At 70.7% G+C, this 17,161-nt stretch carries 16 protein-coding genes; 7 read left to right on the forward strand and 9 right to left on the reverse strand.

The features are described from left to right. The first annotated feature begins 70 nt into the window (after positions 1–70). Both ACFQ9V_RS04815 and ACFQ9V_RS04820 read left to right on the forward strand, forming a co-directional pair. Positions 71–385 carry a chorismate mutase gene (locus tag ACFQ9V_RS04815; RefSeq protein WP_370055044.1) on the forward strand — a complete coding sequence of 105 codons (315 nt, stop codon included), beginning with the start codon at positions 71–73 and terminating at the stop codon, positions 383–385. A 4-nt stretch (positions 386–389) separates the two neighbouring features. Continuing rightward, a complete protein-coding gene (locus ACFQ9V_RS04820) occupies positions 390–1,313 on the forward strand; it encodes an SDR family NAD(P)-dependent oxidoreductase (RefSeq protein WP_382458028.1) in 924 nt (307 codons plus the stop codon). 19 nt (positions 1,314–1,332) lie between these two features. On the opposite strand, the gene ACFQ9V_RS04825 is transcribed toward ACFQ9V_RS04820, so the two are convergent. After that, positions 1,333–1,626: a hypothetical protein gene (locus ACFQ9V_RS04825; protein WP_382458029.1), complete on the reverse strand. Its 294-nt coding sequence runs from the start codon at positions 1,624–1,626 to the stop codon at positions 1,333–1,335. 86 nt (positions 1,627–1,712) lie between these two features. Between ACFQ9V_RS04825 and ACFQ9V_RS04830 the strand changes: the two genes are divergently transcribed. Next, positions 1,713–2,132 carry an organic hydroperoxide resistance protein gene (locus ACFQ9V_RS04830; protein WP_382458030.1) on the forward strand — a complete coding sequence of 140 codons (420 nt, stop codon included), beginning with the start codon at positions 1,713–1,715 and terminating at the stop codon, positions 2,130–2,132. A gap of 24 nt (positions 2,133–2,156) precedes the next feature. On the opposite strand, the gene ACFQ9V_RS04835 is transcribed toward ACFQ9V_RS04830, so the two are convergent. The 4 genes from ACFQ9V_RS04835 to ACFQ9V_RS04850 all read right to left on the reverse strand — a co-directional run bounded on the left by ACFQ9V_RS04835 (position 2,157) and on the right by ACFQ9V_RS04850 (position 7,110). Then, complete coding sequence (locus ACFQ9V_RS04835; protein WP_382458181.1) at positions 2,157–3,635, reverse strand: glycosyltransferase; 1,479 nt, start codon at positions 3,633–3,635, stop codon at positions 2,157–2,159. Between the two features lie 76 nt (positions 3,636–3,711). Continuing rightward, positions 3,712–5,127 carry a DUF2252 domain-containing protein gene (locus ACFQ9V_RS04840; protein WP_382458031.1) on the reverse strand — a complete coding sequence of 472 codons (1,416 nt, stop codon included), beginning with the start codon at positions 5,125–5,127 and terminating at the stop codon, positions 3,712–3,714. A 65-nt stretch (positions 5,128–5,192) separates the two neighbouring features. Continuing rightward, the gene (locus ACFQ9V_RS04845) at positions 5,193–5,888 is read right to left on the reverse strand and encodes a CE1759 family FMN reductase (protein WP_382458032.1); all 696 of its coding nucleotides are present in this window, start codon (positions 5,886–5,888) and stop codon (positions 5,193–5,195) included. Positions 5,889–5,922: 34 nt separating this feature from the next. Then, positions 5,923–7,110 (reverse strand): LLM class flavin-dependent oxidoreductase, encoded by a 1,188-nt coding sequence (locus tag ACFQ9V_RS04850; RefSeq protein WP_382458033.1) that lies wholly within the window; start codon positions 7,108–7,110, stop codon positions 5,923–5,925. A 190-nt stretch (positions 7,111–7,300) separates the two neighbouring features. Here ACFQ9V_RS04850 and ACFQ9V_RS04855 point away from each other — a divergent pair, with 190 nt between their 5' ends. Beyond that, a complete protein-coding gene (locus tag ACFQ9V_RS04855) occupies positions 7,301–9,421 on the forward strand; it encodes a transglycosylase domain-containing protein (RefSeq protein ID WP_382458034.1) in 2,121 nt (706 codons plus the stop codon). 56 nt (positions 9,422–9,477) lie between these two features. Then, complete coding sequence (locus ACFQ9V_RS04860) at positions 9,478–10,383, forward strand: DMT family transporter (protein WP_382458035.1); 906 nt, start codon at positions 9,478–9,480, stop codon at positions 10,381–10,383. A 69-nt stretch (positions 10,384–10,452) separates the two neighbouring features. Here ACFQ9V_RS04860 and purL read toward each other — a convergent pair whose 3' ends face one another. Next, the gene (gene purL / locus ACFQ9V_RS04865) at positions 10,453–12,771 is read right to left on the reverse strand and encodes a phosphoribosylformylglycinamidine synthase subunit PurL (RefSeq protein WP_382458036.1); all 2,319 of its coding nucleotides are present in this window, start codon (positions 12,769–12,771) and stop codon (positions 10,453–10,455) included. Between the two features lie 139 nt (positions 12,772–12,910). On the opposite strand from purL, the gene ACFQ9V_RS04870 reads away from it, so the two are divergent. After that, positions 12,911–13,297 (forward strand): TfoX/Sxy family protein, encoded by a 387-nt coding sequence (locus ACFQ9V_RS04870; protein ID WP_382458037.1) that lies wholly within the window; start codon positions 12,911–12,913, stop codon positions 13,295–13,297. Positions 13,298–13,374: 77 nt separating this feature from the next. Here the strand turns inward: ACFQ9V_RS04870 and ilvD are convergent, their stop codons facing one another. Beyond that, complete coding sequence (ilvD, locus tag ACFQ9V_RS04875) at positions 13,375–15,240, reverse strand: dihydroxy-acid dehydratase (protein WP_382458038.1); 1,866 nt, start codon at positions 15,238–15,240, stop codon at positions 13,375–13,377. A gap of 68 nt (positions 15,241–15,308) precedes the next feature. On the opposite strand from ilvD, the gene ACFQ9V_RS04880 reads away from it, so the two are divergent. Beyond that, positions 15,309–16,112, forward strand: a complete 804-nt coding sequence (locus ACFQ9V_RS04880; protein WP_382458182.1) for a helix-turn-helix transcriptional regulator — start codon at positions 15,309–15,311, stop codon at positions 16,110–16,112. Positions 16,113–16,192: 80 nt separating this feature from the next. On the opposite strand, the gene purQ is transcribed toward ACFQ9V_RS04880, so the two are convergent. Together purQ and purS are read right to left on the reverse strand one after the other, a co-directional pair. Continuing rightward, positions 16,193–16,891, reverse strand: a complete 699-nt coding sequence (purQ, locus tag ACFQ9V_RS04885; RefSeq protein WP_382458039.1) for a phosphoribosylformylglycinamidine synthase subunit PurQ — start codon at positions 16,889–16,891, stop codon at positions 16,193–16,195. After that, the gene (gene purS / locus ACFQ9V_RS04890) at positions 16,891–17,148 is read right to left on the reverse strand and encodes a phosphoribosylformylglycinamidine synthase subunit PurS (protein ID WP_382458040.1); all 258 of its coding nucleotides are present in this window, start codon (positions 17,146–17,148) and stop codon (positions 16,891–16,893) included. The genes purQ and purS overlap by 1 nt, the downstream gene beginning before the upstream one ends. Positions 17,149–17,161: the final 13 nt, after the last annotated feature.

The raw sequence follows: 17,161 nt of genomic DNA on the forward strand, positions 1-17,161 counted from the left end.
ATCGGGGCGGTGCGACGGGGGAATAGGACCGTCGTCGTCCGCGCAACCCTCCGCCCGGTAGGGTCGGAGCATGGCTGAGAACGAGTCGACCGTGCAGGCGCTGGAGCGGCTGCGGAGCATCCGGCAGAGCATCGACAACATCGACGCGGCCGTCATCCACATGCTCGCCGAGCGGTTCAAGTTCACCCAGCAGGTCGGCGCTCTGAAGGCCGAGCACGGCCTCCCGCCCGCCGACCCCGACCGCGAGCGCGAGCAGATCCAGCGCCTCAGGGTGCTCGCCGAGGAGAGCCACCTCGATCCCGCGTTCGCGGAGAAGTTCCTCAACTTCATCGTGGCGGAGGTCATCCACCACCACGAGCGCATCGCCTCCGAGAACGGCCGCTAGGGCGGTGACCTGGGACCCCGCGGAGCTCCCCGACGCCCACGACCGGACTGTCGTCATCACCGGCGGCAACGCCGGCGTGGGCTACTTCACGGGTGAGCAGCTCGCCAGGGCCGGCGCCCGGGTGGTGCTCGCCTGCCGGGACCAGGAGCGCGCGGAGGCCGCCGTCGCGGCGATCCGCCGGCGGGTCCGCGGAGCCAGGGTCGAGGCGACGCCGCTCGACGTGACGGACCGCGCCTCCGTCGACGCGCTCGCCGACGCCCTGCTCGAACGCGAGCGGGTGGACGCCCTCGTGCTCAACGCGGGGATGGTGCACCCGCCGCGCGAGCGCCGCACCGACCGCTACGGCAACGAGCTGGTCCTCTCCACCAACGTGCTCGGCCACTTCCGTCTCGTCGCGCGCGCGTTGCCGGCCCTGGAGCGCAGCGAGGGCGCGCGGATCGTCTCGCTCGGGTCGCTCGCGAGCCGGCTGGGGACGCTCCGGCTGGACGACCTCCAGCTCGAACGGTCGTACACCTCCTGGCGCGCGTACTCGGGCTCGAAGATCGCCGCGCAGGTGTTCGGTTTCGAGCTGGAGCGCAGGCTCCGCGCCGCGGGCAGCGGGGTGACGAGCCTGGTCGTCCATCCCGGCTACTCGACCTCAGGACGCACGCCAGGCGTCCACGGGGTCAACCAGCCGAGCCGTGCCAAGCGGTTCGCCGACAACCTCCAGGCGGCGTGGACGCAGGGCAAGGACCACGGCGCGTGGGTCCCGGTGCGGGCCGTGCTCGACCCGACGCTGACCGCCGACGGCTATCTCGGGCCGGCCGGGCTCACGAAGGGCGCGCCGGCGAGCGGGCGGGCGACGCGGTCGTCACGGTCTCCGCGCGCCGGGGCACGACTGTGGCCGCTGCTGGAGGCCGCGTCGGGTCAGGAGTTCACGGTCCGCTGATGCGCGGACCGTTCGCGCCTCAGTCGTCGACGACGATGGAGAGCAGTCGCTGCCCCTCCGGCACCTTGGCGCGCAGCGCGTCGCGGGCGGCCGGATAGTCGGCCCCGTCGGCCTCGATGCGCTTCGTCGCCGACTCCCGGATGACCGCGGTCGCGATCACACGACCGCCGCGGGGCATCGCGTTGTGCACCCGCAGCAGCTCGAACCCGTCCGGCACCTGCTCCTTCACGAGCGCGCGTGCGGTCTCGGCGTCGTCCGCCTCGGCGGTCAGGTCGCGGGTCTCGGTGGTCTGCGTCAGGCCGTGCACTCTCATCGCACGCAACGCTACCGGATCCATGTACATCAGGATCCTGGGCGCGCTCTCAGCGGACGCTCAGTCCCGTCGACTGGGCTGTGCTCATGGACATCGCCTACACCGCCATCGCGCACGCCTCCGGAGGCGGTCGCGACGGCCACGTCCGCAGCGAGGACGACCTGCTCGACCTGGACACCCGCCCGCCGCGCGAGCTCGGCGGCTCGGGCGAGGGCACCAACCCCGAGCAGCTCTTCGCCGCAGGCTTCGCGGCGTGCTTCCTGAGCGCCATCCACGCGGTGGGCCGCGCGCACAAGCTGGACACCTCCGACTCCGCCGTCTCGGCGAGCGTGGGCATCGGTGACAACGGCGCGGGCGGCTACGGCCTCACCGTCGAGCTGGACGTCTACATCCCGCGTCTCGGCCGGGAGACGGCGGAGGAGACGATGGAGAAGGCGCACCACGTCTGCCCGTACTCCAACGCGACGCGCGGCAACGTTCCGGTCAAGCTGACGCTGGTCGACTGACCGCGCGTCGATCCGGGCGCGGGGTCAGCTCGCCGCGACCCGCCCGACCTTCTCGGTCTTGTCCCAGCGTGCCTCGGCTCCCGCCAGCTCCTTGAGGTAGGAGTCGAACGTGATCGCGCAGAGCAGCGACCCGTATCCCGCCAGGTAGATGAGCGTCGGCGCCAGCCAGCGCCCCGCGCGGGTGCGCTCGGACCGCCGCGCGAGCCAGGCGACGACCATCGAGAACGGGATCCAGATGTAGATGGCGAGCGTCAGGATGAACAGCGCCTCGGCGCTCAGCGTGATCCCGAACAGGCCGGGCAGCCAGACCAGGGTGATCGGCGGGAACAGTGCCGTGATCATCACGACCATGTTGATGATGCCGGGGAACAGCAGGATGTGGCCGAGCTCCTTGCGACTCGTCTTCGCGTCCGTGAGCGAGCCGAGGATGAGCACGAACAGGTAGGCGAGCGCCGCCGAGATCCAGAGGACGCGGAACACGTTCGCGGCCAGCTCGTTCTGCAGGAAGAGCAGCCCGGCGAGCCCGATCGCCGAGGTGATCATGATCAGCGGGAGCAGCCACAGGCTGAACCAGACGATGCCGAACGTCCACGCGCCGAGGTGGTGGAGCTTCGACGGGCGGAACCAGACCTTGGTGTAGCGCGCCGTGACCGAGACGTTGCCGCGCGCCCAGCGCAGCCGCTGCTTCCAGAGCGCGTCGACCGCGCGCGGCTCCTCGGCCAGGACGTGCGCGTGCGGCTCGAACACGACTTTCTTGCCGTGGAGCTGCGTCTCGAAGGTCGTGATCGTGTCCTCGGCGAGGGTGGAGGTGTCCACCCGGCCGCCGATGGCCAGCAGGTTCTCACGGGTGTGCAGCTGCGCACCGCCGGCGAGGCAGGCCTGGGCGCCGAGCACGTTCTGCGCGCGCCGCGCGGCGGGCTGCGAGAGGACGTACTCCACGCTGACGAACTTGGTGAGGTAGTTGCGGTCGCGGCTGCCCTCGCGGATGTACGCCGAGACCGCGCCGACCTCGGGATCGGCCAGGTGCCGGGTCATCCGGCGCAGCGAGTCGGGCAGGTAGATGACGTCGGCGTCCATGATGAGGAGCGCCTCCATCCAGTCCTCGGCGAGGATGCGCTCGATGCCGTGGTTGAGTGTGTGCGCCTTGCCCTGGCCGCCCTGGTCCCGGCGCAGCAGGAACACGCTGCCCGGATACTGCTCGGCGCGGGCGCGCACGACGACGGGGGTGTCGTCGGTGCTCGCATCATCCACCACGTAGATCCGCAGCGCCTCCTTGGGGTAGTCGAGGCTCATCAACCGGTCGATGGAGGTGCCGATCACGGCGCCCTCGTTCCAGGCGGGGACGACGATGGCGACGCGCGGCAGGTAGGGCGCGGCCTTCTTGTAGTGGTTGATCCAGGCATGGAACGGGATGACGACGAACGTCGCCGCGGCCGCGATCACCGGGATGAGCCCGGTCAACGCCAGGATCAGGCACACCACGACGCCGATCCACTCCAGCACGCCCAGCACGTCCACGCGGCTCCCCTTCGTCTCCGATCAGGATACCCGGCGGTTCTGCCCCACCGGCCCCCGGTGTCTATGCCTGAACGGGGTCGGCGGCAGTAGGCCCGGCGAACTCGCCGTCCTCGACCGCCTGGCGCACCGTCAGGTAGTCCGCGTGGGCCTGGTCGGCGTACGCGAAGGCCCACTCCACCACAGCCGTGTCGAACGCCGCACCGCTGCCGAGGTAGCCGGCGATGAACGATGCGGCGGGGGACTGCGCGTGGGCACGTGCGAGCACGGTGCTGCACGCGTCGATGTAGTCGGCGAACGGCCGGAAGCCGAGCGTCTCGGTCTCGATGGACACGTTCTGATCGCGGAACTGCCTGACGTAGTACGCATGGCCGCCGGTGTTCACGTACCCGAGGAACGGGTCGCTGACCGCTTGAAGGACCCTCTGGTTGGCGACGACGCGATGACCGTGCTCGTCGCGGTGCGCGCGGTCGTCGAACGCCGGGGCACGTCCGGCCGTCGCGCCGCCGAACTCGACCGCGACGGACTCGGTCGCCTCCTTCACCTGGAGCACCAGCGGCTCACCGGCCGGCCCGGTGAGGACGATGATGTAGCAGCGCGTTCCCACACTCCCGACGCCGACGACGCGGCGCGCCGCATCCGTCGCGACGTACTGCGACAGCAGGACGGCGATGTCCGCGGGGACCGTTTCGAGGTAGGCGCGGATGATCTCGAGCACGTTCTGCTCCGCGGCGTCCGGGACATGGGCGAGCACGGGCGGGTCCTCGACGATCGTCATCGCGCCGTCCTCCGCACGACGCATGATCTTGCGCGCGACCCGTGCGGAGGTGCGCCGGGCCGCCGCCTCGACCGCGCGGTCGATCACCCGCTGCGATGAGGAGGCACGCCGCCCCCTGCTGACATCGGCGCGGAGGTAGTAGCGCTCCAGGACGCCGAGCCCGGTCATCTGCCGCAGGGCGGAGCGATAGGCGGCGGCGGCCTCCCGCGTGACGGCCCTGACCTTCGACTCGTCGAAGCCGCGCTGGCGCGCCGCCAGCACGACGCTGGTGAGGAAGCGCTTCAGGTCCCACTCCCATGGGCCGTAGGCGGACTCGTCGAAGTCGTTGAGGTCGAAGACGAGAGTGCGCTCCGGTGACGCATAGATCCCGAAGTTGGCGACATGCGCATCCCCGCAGATCGTCACGTCGGCGCCGGTCCGCGGTGCGCCGGCGAGGTCGGCCGCCTGGATGGCGGCCGATCCCCGGTAGAAGGCGAACGGGTTGGCGGTCATCCGCTCCAGCCGCAGGGGGATCAGCTCGGAGACGCGGTGCTCGTGCTGCCGCTTGAGGATGCCGACCGGGTCGCGGTCGGTGGCGGGCGAGTACTCGCTGTGGACGCCGCGCGGCACGCGCGACCGGGCGTCCTTGCCGGCCTGGTAGAGGTCGGCTGCGCTCCGGAGAGCGTCGTGATCGAAACGGAGATGACCCTCTACGGCAGTCACGGCGGCGCCCCTCCCATCGGTCGTGGGTGGCACAAGCCTAGAGGGGAGGAGCGACCACCGCCGTGTCAGCTTCGGGCCGGGCCTCCGAGCGTCCCGCCTGCTGCGAGCCGCATCAGATCCGAGCCCAGGTCGATCCCCAGCTCGTTCCCGCCGGCCGAGCCGTACTCGTGCTGGTAGCTGTTCCAGGAGGTGTCCTTGATGCGCGCCTCCACGCCGGTCTCCATCAAGACCACCAGCTCGCGGGCCGCGCGGTCGATGCGCTTGCCGAGGGAGTTGTCCTGCCAGTCCTCCGTCGACGCGAACACCGAGGTGGGCGCCGTCATCGTCCGCAGGTAGGCGAACATCGAGCGCATCTGCTCGTCGACGACCAGCGCGTGCCTGGCCGTCCCGGCGGTCGCGCCGAGGATGACCGGCTTCGCGATCAGGAGGTCGTTGTCGAGCACCTGGAAGAACGAGCTGAACAGCCCGCTCGGGCCGGCCTTGTAGACCGGCGCTGTCGCGATGATGCCGTCCGCCGCCGCGAGCGCCTCGATGGCCGCGGTGAAGCGCGGGCCGAGGTGGCCGGACGCGAGCGCGCCGGACAACTCGGGGAGCAGCTCCCGCAGGTCGAGGTTCTGCGTCTCGACCGTGTGGCCGTCGCGCTGGGCGGCGGCCTCCACCCTCAGGGCGAGGCGGTCGGCGAGCATCTTGGTGGACGACGGGTCGCTGACGCCCGCGTTGACGACGACCACCCGGAACGGGCGCTGGTCGGTGCTGGTCATGGTGTCCTTCTCTCGGGGTCGGTGCGCCAGGCGCTCAGAGTGCCGGGTAGTCCGCCTGGAACTCGTCGGCCGAGTCCTGGTAGGGCGAGGCGCCGGTCACGTTGTCGCCGCGGTTGGCGTTCGGGCGCGGCTGGCGCGGCGCGGCGTCGCCGTACTTGGCCGCGACGAGCGACGCGTGGGTCGGGGCGTCGGGCGTCGACGGGTCCTTGCGGGCCTCGGTCTCCTTGCGGAGCACCGGGATGACCTCCTCACCGAGCAGGTCGAGCTGCTTCAGCACCGTCTTCAGCGGCAGGCCGGCGTGGTCCATCAGGAAGAGCTGGCGCTGGTAGTCGCCCGCCCACTCGCGGAAGGTCAGCGTCTTGTCGATGACCTCCTGCGGGCTGCCCACCGTCAGCGGGGTCGCCTCGGTGAACTCCTCCATCGTCGGGCCGTTGCCGTAGACCGGGGCCTCGTTGAAGTACGGGCGGAACTCGCTCTTGGCCTGCTGGGAGGTCTTGCCGATGTACGCCTGGCCGCCGAGGCCGACGATCGCCTGCTTGGCGGTTCCGTGGCCGTAGTGCTCGAAGCGCTCGCGGTAGAAGGCGATCAGGCGCTGGTAGTGCTCTTTCGGCCAGAAGATGTTGTTGGCGAAGAAGCCGTTGCCGTAGAACGCGGCCTGCTCGGCGATCTCGGGGGTGCGGATGCTGCCGTGCCAGACGAAGGGCGGCACGTCGTCGAGCGGGCGCGGGGTGGAGGTGAAGCCCTGCAGGGGGGTGCGGAACTTGCCCTCCCAGTCCACGACGTCCTCGTGCCACAGCCGATGCAGCAGGTTGTAGTTCTCGAGCGCGAGCGGGAGGCTCTGGCGGATGTCCTGGCCGAACCACGGGTACACCGGCCCAGTGTTGCCGCGGCCGAGCATCAGGTCCATGCGGCCCTTCGACAGGTGCTGCAGCATCGCGTACTCCTCGGCGAGGCGCACCGGGTCGTTCGTGGTGATGAGGGTCGTGGAGGTCGTCACGATCAGCCGCTCGGTGAGGGCGGCGATGTGCGCGAGCAGGGTGGTGGGCGACGAGGAGAAGAACGGCGGGTTGTGGTGCTCTCCGATCGCGAAGACGTCCAGCCCGACCTCCTCCGCGTGCGTGGCGATCTTCACGATCGCGTCGATGCGCTCCGCCTCGCTCGGGGTCTCGCCGGAGACCGGGTCGCGGGTGATGTCGCTGACGGAGAAGATTCCGTACTGCATTGCTGGCTCCTCAGGTTCGTTCTCGCCGTATCTATGCAAACGCATATAACGGCGTCGAGCTGGAAGTATTCCCGGCCGGTGGCACCAGCATGGCGCATCGGGCGGACGGCGAGCCAGGACCATCGACGTCAGGCGGTGCGTATATCACACATCAGGCTTCTCTCAGCCGGGTACGGCAGGCTGAGGCGTTATGGGGGAACAGAATCACAACTCGAACCAGCCGCGCGGTCGCGTGGCGGCTGCAGCCGGTTTCGTCGCACTGAGCGTCACGTCGGGGGTCCTGATCAGCGCGATGGTGGCGCCGGTGGTGGCCGTGGCGGGCGTCGCGACCGGGAGCGGCGTCCACCTCTTCGAGACGCTGCCGGAGGCGCTGACACCCGACGCGCTGGCGCAGACGTCGGACTTCTATGCGAAGAACCGTGCAGGCGAGCCGGTGCTCCTGGCGTCGGTCTACGAGCAGAACCGCAAGAACGTGGCGTGGGAGGCCATCTCCCCGTACGTCAAGGACGCGCTCACCTCCACGGAGGACCCGCGCTTCTACACGCACGGCGGCGTCGATATCCCGTCGGCGCTGCGCGCGGCGATCGGAAACGCGTCGTCCGGCAAGGTGGACTCGGGCGCGTCGACGATCACGATGCAGTACGTCAAGAACGTCCTGGTGCAGCGCGCGGAGGCGATCCGCGACAAGGACGCGCGCACGGCCGCCTACACGGAGGCCACCAAGACCAGCATGGACAGGAAGCTCCGGGAGATGCGCCTCGCCATCGGGCTCGAGAAGGCGCTCCCCAAAGACCAGATCATGCTCGGCTACCTCAACATCGCGCACTTCGGCGGGTCCGTCTACGGCATCGAGGCCGCTGCCGAGTACTACTTCGGCGTGACCGCGGCCGACCTCACGCTCGCCCAGGCCGCCTCGCTCGTGGCGACCGTGAACGCACCCAACGACTTCCGGATCGACGACCCGGACAACATCGGCGACAACAAGTTCCGCCGTGACAACGACGTCCTCGCCGCGATGCTGGAGGCGAAGAAGATCACCCGGACGCAGCACGACGAGGCGGTGGCCACGCCGATCGAGCCGAACATCACGCCGCCGTCGACCGGCTGCGTCACCGCGAACGCGCTCGGCGCCGGCTTCTTCTGCGACTACGTGCAGCGCGTGATCGAGAACGAGAACGTCCTCCCCGACCCGACCGACTCCCACTACAGCGCGCTGACCAGGGGCGGCTACGACATCTACACGACCCTCGACCTCGACCTCCAGGCGTCCGCCGTCGCGGCCGTCGACGCCTACGTGCCGCGCGCGACCGACGTCCTCGACCTCGGCTCGTCGCTGGTCACGGTCGAGCCGGGCACCGGCCGCATCCTCGCGATGGCGCAGAACAAGGCGTTCAACGCCGACCCGGACGAGACCTCGCCGGAGAACACCGCCGTCAACTACAGCACCGACTCCGACTACGGAGGGTCGAACGGCTTCCAAGCCGGCTCCACGTACAAGGTCTTCACCCTGGCGGAGTGGCTGAAGAACGGGCACTCGCTGAACGACGTCGTCAACGGCGACCCGCGCGCGCTCACCCTGTCCTCCTTCAAGGACAGCTGCCAGGGATCGGGCACCGGCACGTACTCCCCGAAGAACGACAGCGGCGCGCGCCCGGGGAACATCTCGGTGCGGGCGGCGACCGCCGGCTCGGTGAACGGCGCCTACTTCTCGATGGCGCAGAAGCTCGACCAGTGCGAGATCCGCAAGACGGCGGAGGCCTTCGGCGTGAAGCGCGCCGACGGCAAGCCGCTGACCTCCTATGTCTCCGACGTCCTCGGCACGAATGAGGTCGCGCCGGTGCGGATGGCGGCGGCGTTCGCCGCGATCGCCGACGAGGGCGTGTACTGCGCACCGATCGCGATCGACCGGATCGTCGGGCCGGACGGCGCCGAGGTCCCGGTGCCGGCGAGCGCGTGCACGGAGGCCGTGGCCCCGGAGATCGCGGCGAGCATGGCGTCCGCGCTGCAGGGCGTGACGCGCGGCGGCACGGGATCCGCGTCGAACCCGAACGACGGCGTCCCGGTGTTCGGCAAGACCGGCACGACGGACTCCGAGAAGGACACCTGGTTCGTGGGGTCCACGACCCGGCTGACCACCGCGGTGTGGGTCGGCAACGTGACCGGCGACGTGTCCTTGCGGCGGTCGAAGATCGGCGGTATTCAGGCCGACCAGCTCCGGCACCGGGTCTGGAAGCAGTACATGACGGCCGCGAACGCGGTCTTCCCCGGCGGACCGCTGCCCGACGCCTCGGCGCGACCGGTGCGCGACTGAGCCGCCGCGTCCGTTTTCCGCCAGTCGGCGTCGGTGGCGGGCGGTAGCCTCAACGAGTGAAGGTCGCTCTGCAGTTCGTCGCGATGGGTCTCGTCTGGGGCGCCAGCTTCCTGTTCATGAAGGTGGCGCTGGAGGGCGTCTCGTTCGGGCAGGTGGCGTGGGCGCGGCTCGTGTTCGGGGCGCTGACGCTCGGGATCATCCTGCTCGTCACGCGCAGCAGGCTCCCGAAGCAGCCGATCGTCTACCTGCACTTCGCGGTCGTGGCGGTCACCTACTGCGTGGTGCCGTACCTGCTGTTCGCGTGGGCGGAGCAGTACGTGTCCTCCAGCCTCGCCAGCATCTACAACGCCGTCACCCCGATCACGACCGCGATCCTCGCGACCGCCGCGTTCCGGGTCGAGAAGCTCAACAGGGACCAGGTGCTCGGCGTGCTCGTGGGCGTCGTCGGAGTGGTCGTCGTGGTCGGTCCGTGGACGATCGAGGCGCTGTCCGGCAGCGTGTGGGGGCAACTCGCGTGCCTCGGCGCGGTCACCTGCTACGGCTTCAGCTTCGGGTACATCCGGAGGTTCATCAGCCACCGGGACATCCCGGCGACGTCCGTCGCGTTCCTCAACATCGGCATCGCAGCCGTGATCATGCTGCTGCTGACGCCGGTCGTGGCGCTGTCGCCGATCGTGTTCAGCTGGCCGGTGCTGCTCAGCCTGCTGGCGCTGGGCGCGCTCGGCACGGGCGTCGTCTACATCTGGAACATGAACGTGCTGCGCGCCTGGGGCCCGACCGCGACCTCCGGTGTGACCTACGTGACGCCGGTGGTCGGCGTCGCGCTCGGCATCCTCGTCCTCGGCGAGCACCTGAGCTGGAATGAGCCGGTCGGTGCCGCGGTCGTGCTCTGCGGCATCCTGCTGACGCAGCAGCGCGTGCGCCTCTTCACCCGCCGCCAGGCCGCCCTCGTCGCCGACTGACGAACGAACTGACAGAACACGCCGCCTCGGGCCAAGCCGAGGCGGCGTGTTCTGTCAGTTGGATCGTGGCTACGCGACCGTGGGGCCGAAGTGCTCGGGGAGCGTGGAGCGGTGCACGCCGCGCAGCTCCTCCAGGCCCACGGTGAAGAGGTCCTGCACCTCGAGCACCGGCTGGGCGCCGACCTCGGCGTCGGTGACGCCGATGCGGAGCAGCGGCACGCCGCGTCCCTCGCAGAGCCCGCGGAACTTCACGTCGTCCTCGCGCGGCACCGAGACGATGACGCGGGCGGTGGACTCGCTGAACAGCGCGGTCGCGGCGTCCACGCCGTCGCGCTCCTGCAGCTCGCCGAGCCAGACGCGCGCGCCGACGCCGAAGCGCATCACGCTCTCGGCCAGTGCCTGCGCGAGGCCGCCGTCCGCGAGGTCGTGCGCCGCCGAGACGAGACCCTCGACCGAGGCCGCGTGCAGCGTCTCGGCCAGGGTGCGCTCCGCCGCGAGGTCGACCGCGGGCGGGAGGCCGCCGAGGTGGCCGTGGATCGTGCCGGCCCACGCGGAGCCGTCGAGCTCCTCGCGCGTGATGCCGAGCAGGTAGATGTTCTCGCCCTCGTCCTGCCAGCCGGCCGGGATGCGGCGGGCGACGTCGTCGATCACGCCGAGCACGCCGACGACCGGGGTCGGGAAGATGGGGGTGTCGCCGGTCTGGTTGTAGAACGACACGTTGCCGCCGGTGACCGGGATCTCCAGCTCCAGGCAGGCGTCCGAGAGGCCCTCCACCGCCTGCGAGAACTGCCACATCACCTCGGGGTTCTCCGGGCTGCCGAAGTTGAGGCAGTCGGTGACCGCGGCGGGCACGGCCCCGGAGGCCGCCACGTTGCGGTAAGCCTCCGCGAGCGCCAGCTTGGCGCCCTGCTTGGGGTCGAGCTGGCAGTACCGGCCGTTGGCGTCGGTCGCGATGGCGAAGCCGAGGCCGCTCTCCTCGTCGACGCGGACCATGCCGGAGTCGTCCGGGAAGGAGAGGGCGGTGTTGCCGCCCACGAAGTAGTCGTACTGGTCGGTGATCCAGCTCTTGTCGGCCAGGTTGGCGCTGCCGAGGAGGGCGAGCACCTGCTCGCGCAGCTCGTCGCCGGTGGCCGGGCGCGCCAGGACGGCGGCGGTGTCGGCCTGGAGGGCGTCGATCCAGGTCGGGTAGGCGACCGGGCGCTCGTACACCGGTCCGTCGACCGCGACCGTGCGCGGGTCGACGTTGACGATCTCCTCGCCCTTCCAGTTGATGACGAGGCGGCCGGTCTCGGTGACCTCGCCCAGCACGCTGGTCTCGACATCCCACTTGGCGGTCACGGCGAGGAAGGCGTCGAGCAGCTCGGGCTTGACGACCGCCATCATGCGCTCCTGGCTCTCGGACATGAGGATCTCCTCCGCCGTGAGCGTGGGATCGCGCAGCAGGACCTTGTCGAGCTCGACGAACATGCCGCCGTCGCCGTTGGAGGCGAGCTCGCTGGTCGCGCACGAGATGCCCGCGGCGCCGAGGTCCTGGATGCCCTCCACGAGCTTGTCGCGGAACAGCTCCAGGCAGCACTCGATGAGCACCTTCTCGGCGAACGGGTCGCCGACCTGCACCGCCGGGCGCTTGGTCGGGCCGCCCTCGGAGAACGTGTCGGAGGCCAGGATGCTCGCGCCGCCGATGCCGTCGCCGCCGGTGCGGGCGCCGAACAGGACGACCTTGTTGCCCGCGCCGGACGCGTTGGCGAGGTGGAGGTCCTCGTGGCGCAGCACGCCGACCGAGAGCGCGTTGACCAGCGGGTTGCCCTGGTACACGGAGTCGAAGTAGGTCTCGCCGCCGATGTTCGGCAGGCCGAGGCAGTTGCCGTAGAACGAGATGCCTGAGACGACGCCGTGGACCACGCGTGCGGTGTCCGGGTCGTCGATGCGGCCGAAGCGGAGCTGGTCCATGACCGCGACCGGGCGCGCGCCCATCGAGATGATGTCGCGCACGATGCCGCCGACGCCGGTCGCCGCGCCCTGGAACGGCTCGATGTACGACGGGTGGTTGTGCGACTCCACCTTGAAGGTGACCGCCCAGCCCTCGCCGACGTCCACGACGCCCGCGTTCTCGCCCATGCCGACCATGAGGTTCTTCTTCATCGCCGGCGTCACCTTCTGGCCGAACTGGCGCAGGTAGATCTTGGACGACTTGTACGAGCAGTGCTCCGACCACATCACCGAGTACATCGCCAGCTCGCCGGAGGTGGGGCGGCGGCCCAGGATCTCCCGGATCTGCGCGTACTCGTCCTCCTTGAGGCCGAGCGCCGCGAACGGCTGCTCCTTCTCCGGAGTCGCGGCGGCGTTCGCGACGGTGTCGACGACATGCTGGACGGTGGTGTCGGTCACGCGGGCACTCCAGGCTGCTGGCGGTGGCGGGGGATGGATGCCAGTCTACCGGCGCGCAGGGGCGCACTGTCCCGGGCCAGTGGGAGGATGTGGAGAGGTGCAGTTGTACACATCCCGCAGCCGGACGAAGGGCCCAGCCATGCAGATCCCACGACCGTCGCAGGAGACGATGGAGCTGTTCCGCTCGGTGGTGCCGGACGCTCCCGGCGTCGAGGTCAAGCCGATGTTCGCCAACCTGGGCGCGTTCGTGAACGGCAACATGTTCGCCGGGCTGTTCGGCGAGAGCGTCGGGGTGCGCGTGCCCGACGAGGCCGTGCGCGAGAAGCTGCAGGCGATCGACGGAACCGGGCCGTACGGGCCGGCCGAGCGCCCGATGGGCGGCTACGTGTCGCTCCCCGACGCCTGGCGCGACGACCCCGACCGCCTCCGCGAGTGGATCGGCGTCGCCCTGGAGCAGGTCGGCCGGATGCCGCCCAAGGAGAAGAAGCCGCGCAAGACCCCCAAGCCCCGCGCCCCCAAGCCGTAAGCGGAAGCTCGAAGGGCACGTAAACGCCCCTAAAAGCGCGTTTTAGGGGCGTTTACGTGCCCTTCGGCGAGCGGCGGCTAGGCGGTCGGGACCGCCGCGCGGGTGAGCTGGTCGACGTCGCGGGCCGCGCCCTGGTCCGCGGACAGCGTCATTGCGGCATACGCCCGCAGCGCCGCCGACACCGGCCGCTCGCGGTCGACCGGACGGAATCCGCGGCCCGCGGCCAGCGCCTCCCGGCGCGCGTCGAGCTCGGCGTCGGAGACCTCCAGCCGGATGCTGCGCGCGGCGACGTCGATCGTGATGATGTCGCCGTCCTCCACCAGCGCGATCGCGCCGCCGGCCGCCGCCTCGGGCGAGACGTGCCCGATCGACAGGCCGGACGTCCCGCCGGAGAACCGGCCGTCCGTGATGAGCGCGCACTTCGCCCCGAGGCCGCGGCCCTTCAGGAACGACGTCGGGTACAGCATCTCCTGCATCCCCGGACCGCCGCGCGGGCCCTCGTAACGCACGACCACCACGTCGCCGGCCTGCACGCGCTTGGTCAGGATGGCGTCCACCGCCTCCTCCTGCGACTCGACCACCACGGCCGGGCCGGAGAAGACCAGGATGCTCGGGTCCACGCCCGCGGTCTTCACCACGGAGCCGTCCGGCGCGAGGTTGCCGCGCAGAATGGCGAGGCCGCCGTTCGCCGAGTGGGCGTGGGCGACATCCCGGATCACGCCGGTCGCACCGTCGGTGTCCAGCGACTCCCACCGCTCCGACTGCGACGACGCCTGCGCCGACCGCACCCCGCCGGGGGCGGCGTGGAAGAGCTCGATCGCCTCGGCCGTTGCCGAGCCGCCGCGGATGTCCCAGTCCGCCAGCCACGCCTCCAGCGACGCCGCGTGGATGCTGTGCACCCCGCGGTCGAGCAGGCCGGCGCGGTCGAGCTCGCCGAGCAGCGCGGGCACGCCGCCCGCCCGGTGCACGTCCTCCACCAGCGCCGCACCGTTGGGCGCGACCTTGCTGAGGCAGGGCACGCGGCGGGAGAGCCGGTCGATGTCGCCGAGGTCGTAGTCGATCCCGCCTTCGCGGGCGGCCGCGAGCAGATGCAGGATCGTATTGGTCGAGCCGCCCATCGCGATGTCGAGCGCCATCGCGTTGCCGAAGGCCTCCCTGGTCGCGATCGAGCAGGGGAGCACGGACGCGTCCTCGCCGTCGTAGTAGCGGTGCGCGAGCTCGACGGCCGTCGTGCCCGCCTTCTCGTAGAGCGCGCGGCGGGCGGTGTGAGTCGCGAGGGTGGAGCCGTTGCCCGGGAGGCCGAGGCCGAGCGCCTCCACCAGGAAGTTCATCGAGTTCGCGGTGAACATGCCCGAGCACGAGCCGCAGGTCGGGCACGCGGCCTCCTCGACCCGCAGCAGGTCCTCGTCGGACACCGCGTCGTTCGCGGAGTCGGCCATCGCGGAGATGAGGTCGAGCTTGCGGACGGTGCCGTCCACGAGCACTGTGCGGCCGCCCTCCATCGGGCCGCCCGAGACGAACACGGTCGGGATGTTCAGGCGCAGCGCGGCCAGCAGCATCCCCGGGGTGATCTTGTCGCAGTTGGAGACGCAGACGAGTGCGTCGGCGCAGTGGGCGTTCACCATGTACTCGACGGAGTCGGCGATCAGCTCGCGCGAGGGCAGCGAGTACAGCATCCCGCCGTGGCCCATCGCGATCCCGTCGTCCACCGCGATCGTGTTGAACTCGCGGGGGATGCCGCCCGCGGCCTGCACGGCCTGCGAAACGATGCGGCCGACCGGCTGCAGGTGGGTGTGGCCGGGGACGAACTCGGTGAAGCTGTTCGCGACGGCGACGATCGGCTTGCCGAAGTCCTCGCGGGCGACGCCGGCGGCGCGCAGCAGTGCGCGGGCGCCGGCCATGTTGCGGCCGTGGGTGACAGTGCGGGAGCGGAGAACTGGCATGCTCCCATCGTGCGGGCGGTGCGCTGCGGCCGGAAGACGGCGTCACTACTAGTAGTGGCAGCACTAGTATCGACGGCGTGACCGAACAGGACGACCGCCGCGGCGAGCTGGGACGCTTCCTGCGCAGCCGCCGCGAGCAGGCCCCGCGCGCCGAGTACGGCCTCCCGCCGGTCGGACGCTCGCGCGACCTGGGGCTGCGCCGCGAGGAGGTCGCCTACCTGTCCGGCGTGAGCGTCACCTGGTACACCTGGCTGGAGCAGGGCAGGCAGATCAACCCGTCCCGCTCGGTGCTCGACGCCGTCGCCCGCACGCTCCGGCTCACGCCGCCCGAGCACGAGTACCTGCTGTCGCTCGCGGGCTTCGGCCTCCCGTCGCTCGTGCCGTCCCGTCCGGTGGAGGACGCGCCCGCGCACGTCCAGCGCCTGCTCGACGCGCTCGGCGCGAACCCGGCGTTCGCCCTCGCGCCCGACTGGGGCATCGCCGGGTGGAACGCGGCGTACGCCGACCTGTACCCGAATGTCGCGCGGGTGGCGCGCGAGGACCGCAACCTGCTCTGGCTGGTCTTCACCGATCCCGCGGTGCGCGAGCTGCTGCCCGACTGGGAGGAGACGAGCGCCCGCTTCCTGGCCGAGTTCCGCGCCGAGACGGGCACGCGCGCCGGCGATCCGGCCGTGCGCGCGTTGGTCGAGCGGCTGCGGGAGGCCAGCCCCGCGTTCCGCGCCGCGTGGGAGCGCTACGACATCCGCGGCTTCGCGTCACGCGAGCGCCGCTTCCGCCACCCGCGCCGCGGCGCCGTCACCCTCGAGCACCACCAACTCACCCCCACCGACCACCCCGACCTCCGCCTGGTCGTCTACACCGCGCTCGCCTGACCATCCATCAATTCCGGAGTTGTGTACGCCGTAACACGGCGTGTCGCGTACAGAAGTCCGGAAGAGATTGCGGCGGGGCGCTACGCGTCTACGAGGGTGGAGCGGATGACGCTGGTGAAGAAGGTGAGGCCGTCGATGCCGGAGCGCATGGCGACGGCGGTGTCGGGGCCGAAGCCCGCCTCGACCGCGTGCTCGGGGTGCGGCATCAGGCCGACCACGTTGCCGCGCTCGTTGCGGACGCCCGCGATGTCGTCCAGCGAGCCGTTGGGGTTCACGCCGGCGTAGCGGAAGACGACCAGGCCCTCGCCCTCCAGCCGCTTCAGCTCTTCGGCCGAGGCGATGAAGCCGCCCTCGCCGTTCTTCAGCGGGATGACGATCTCCTGGCCCTGCTCGAAGCCGTTGGTCCACGGGGTGTCTGCGTTCTCGACCACCAGGTGCTGGTCGCGGCGGATGAAGTTGCCGTGGTCGTTGCGGATGAGGCCGCCCGCGACGAGGTGCGCCTCGGCGAGCATCTGGAAGCCGTTGCAGATGCCGAGCACGGGCATCCCCTTGGCCGCCGCGTCCACGACCTCGGTCATGATCGGTGAGAGGGAGGCGATGGCGCCGCAGCGCAGGTAGTCGCCGTAGCTGAACCCGCCGGGGAGGACGAGCGCGTCGACTCCCTGGAGGTCGTGGTCGCCGTGCCAGAGCGCGACCGGCTCGGCGCCGGCGATGCGGACGGCGCGCAGCGCGTCCCGGTCGTCCAGCGAGCCGGGGAAGGTGATGACGCCGATGCGCATCAGGCGTCCTCGCCGGGGTAGTGGATGCCCACCACGTCCTCGATGACCGAGTTGGAGAGGATCTCGGTGGCGATCTCCTCGACCGCGGCGCGCGTGGCGTCGTCGATCGGGCCGTCGACGGTCAGCTCGAACCGCTTGCCGACGCGGACTCCCGAGAACTGGCCCTTGCCGATGCGCCCGAGGGCGCCGGCGACGGCCTTGCCCTGCGGGTCGAGCAGCTCAGCCTTGGGCATGACTTCCACAACGATCGTCGACAAAGGGTGATCTCCG

Source organism: Leifsonia sp. NPDC056665, assembly GCF_042791795.1.
GTDB lineage: Bacteria > Actinomycetota > Actinomycetes > Actinomycetales > Microbacteriaceae > Leifsonia.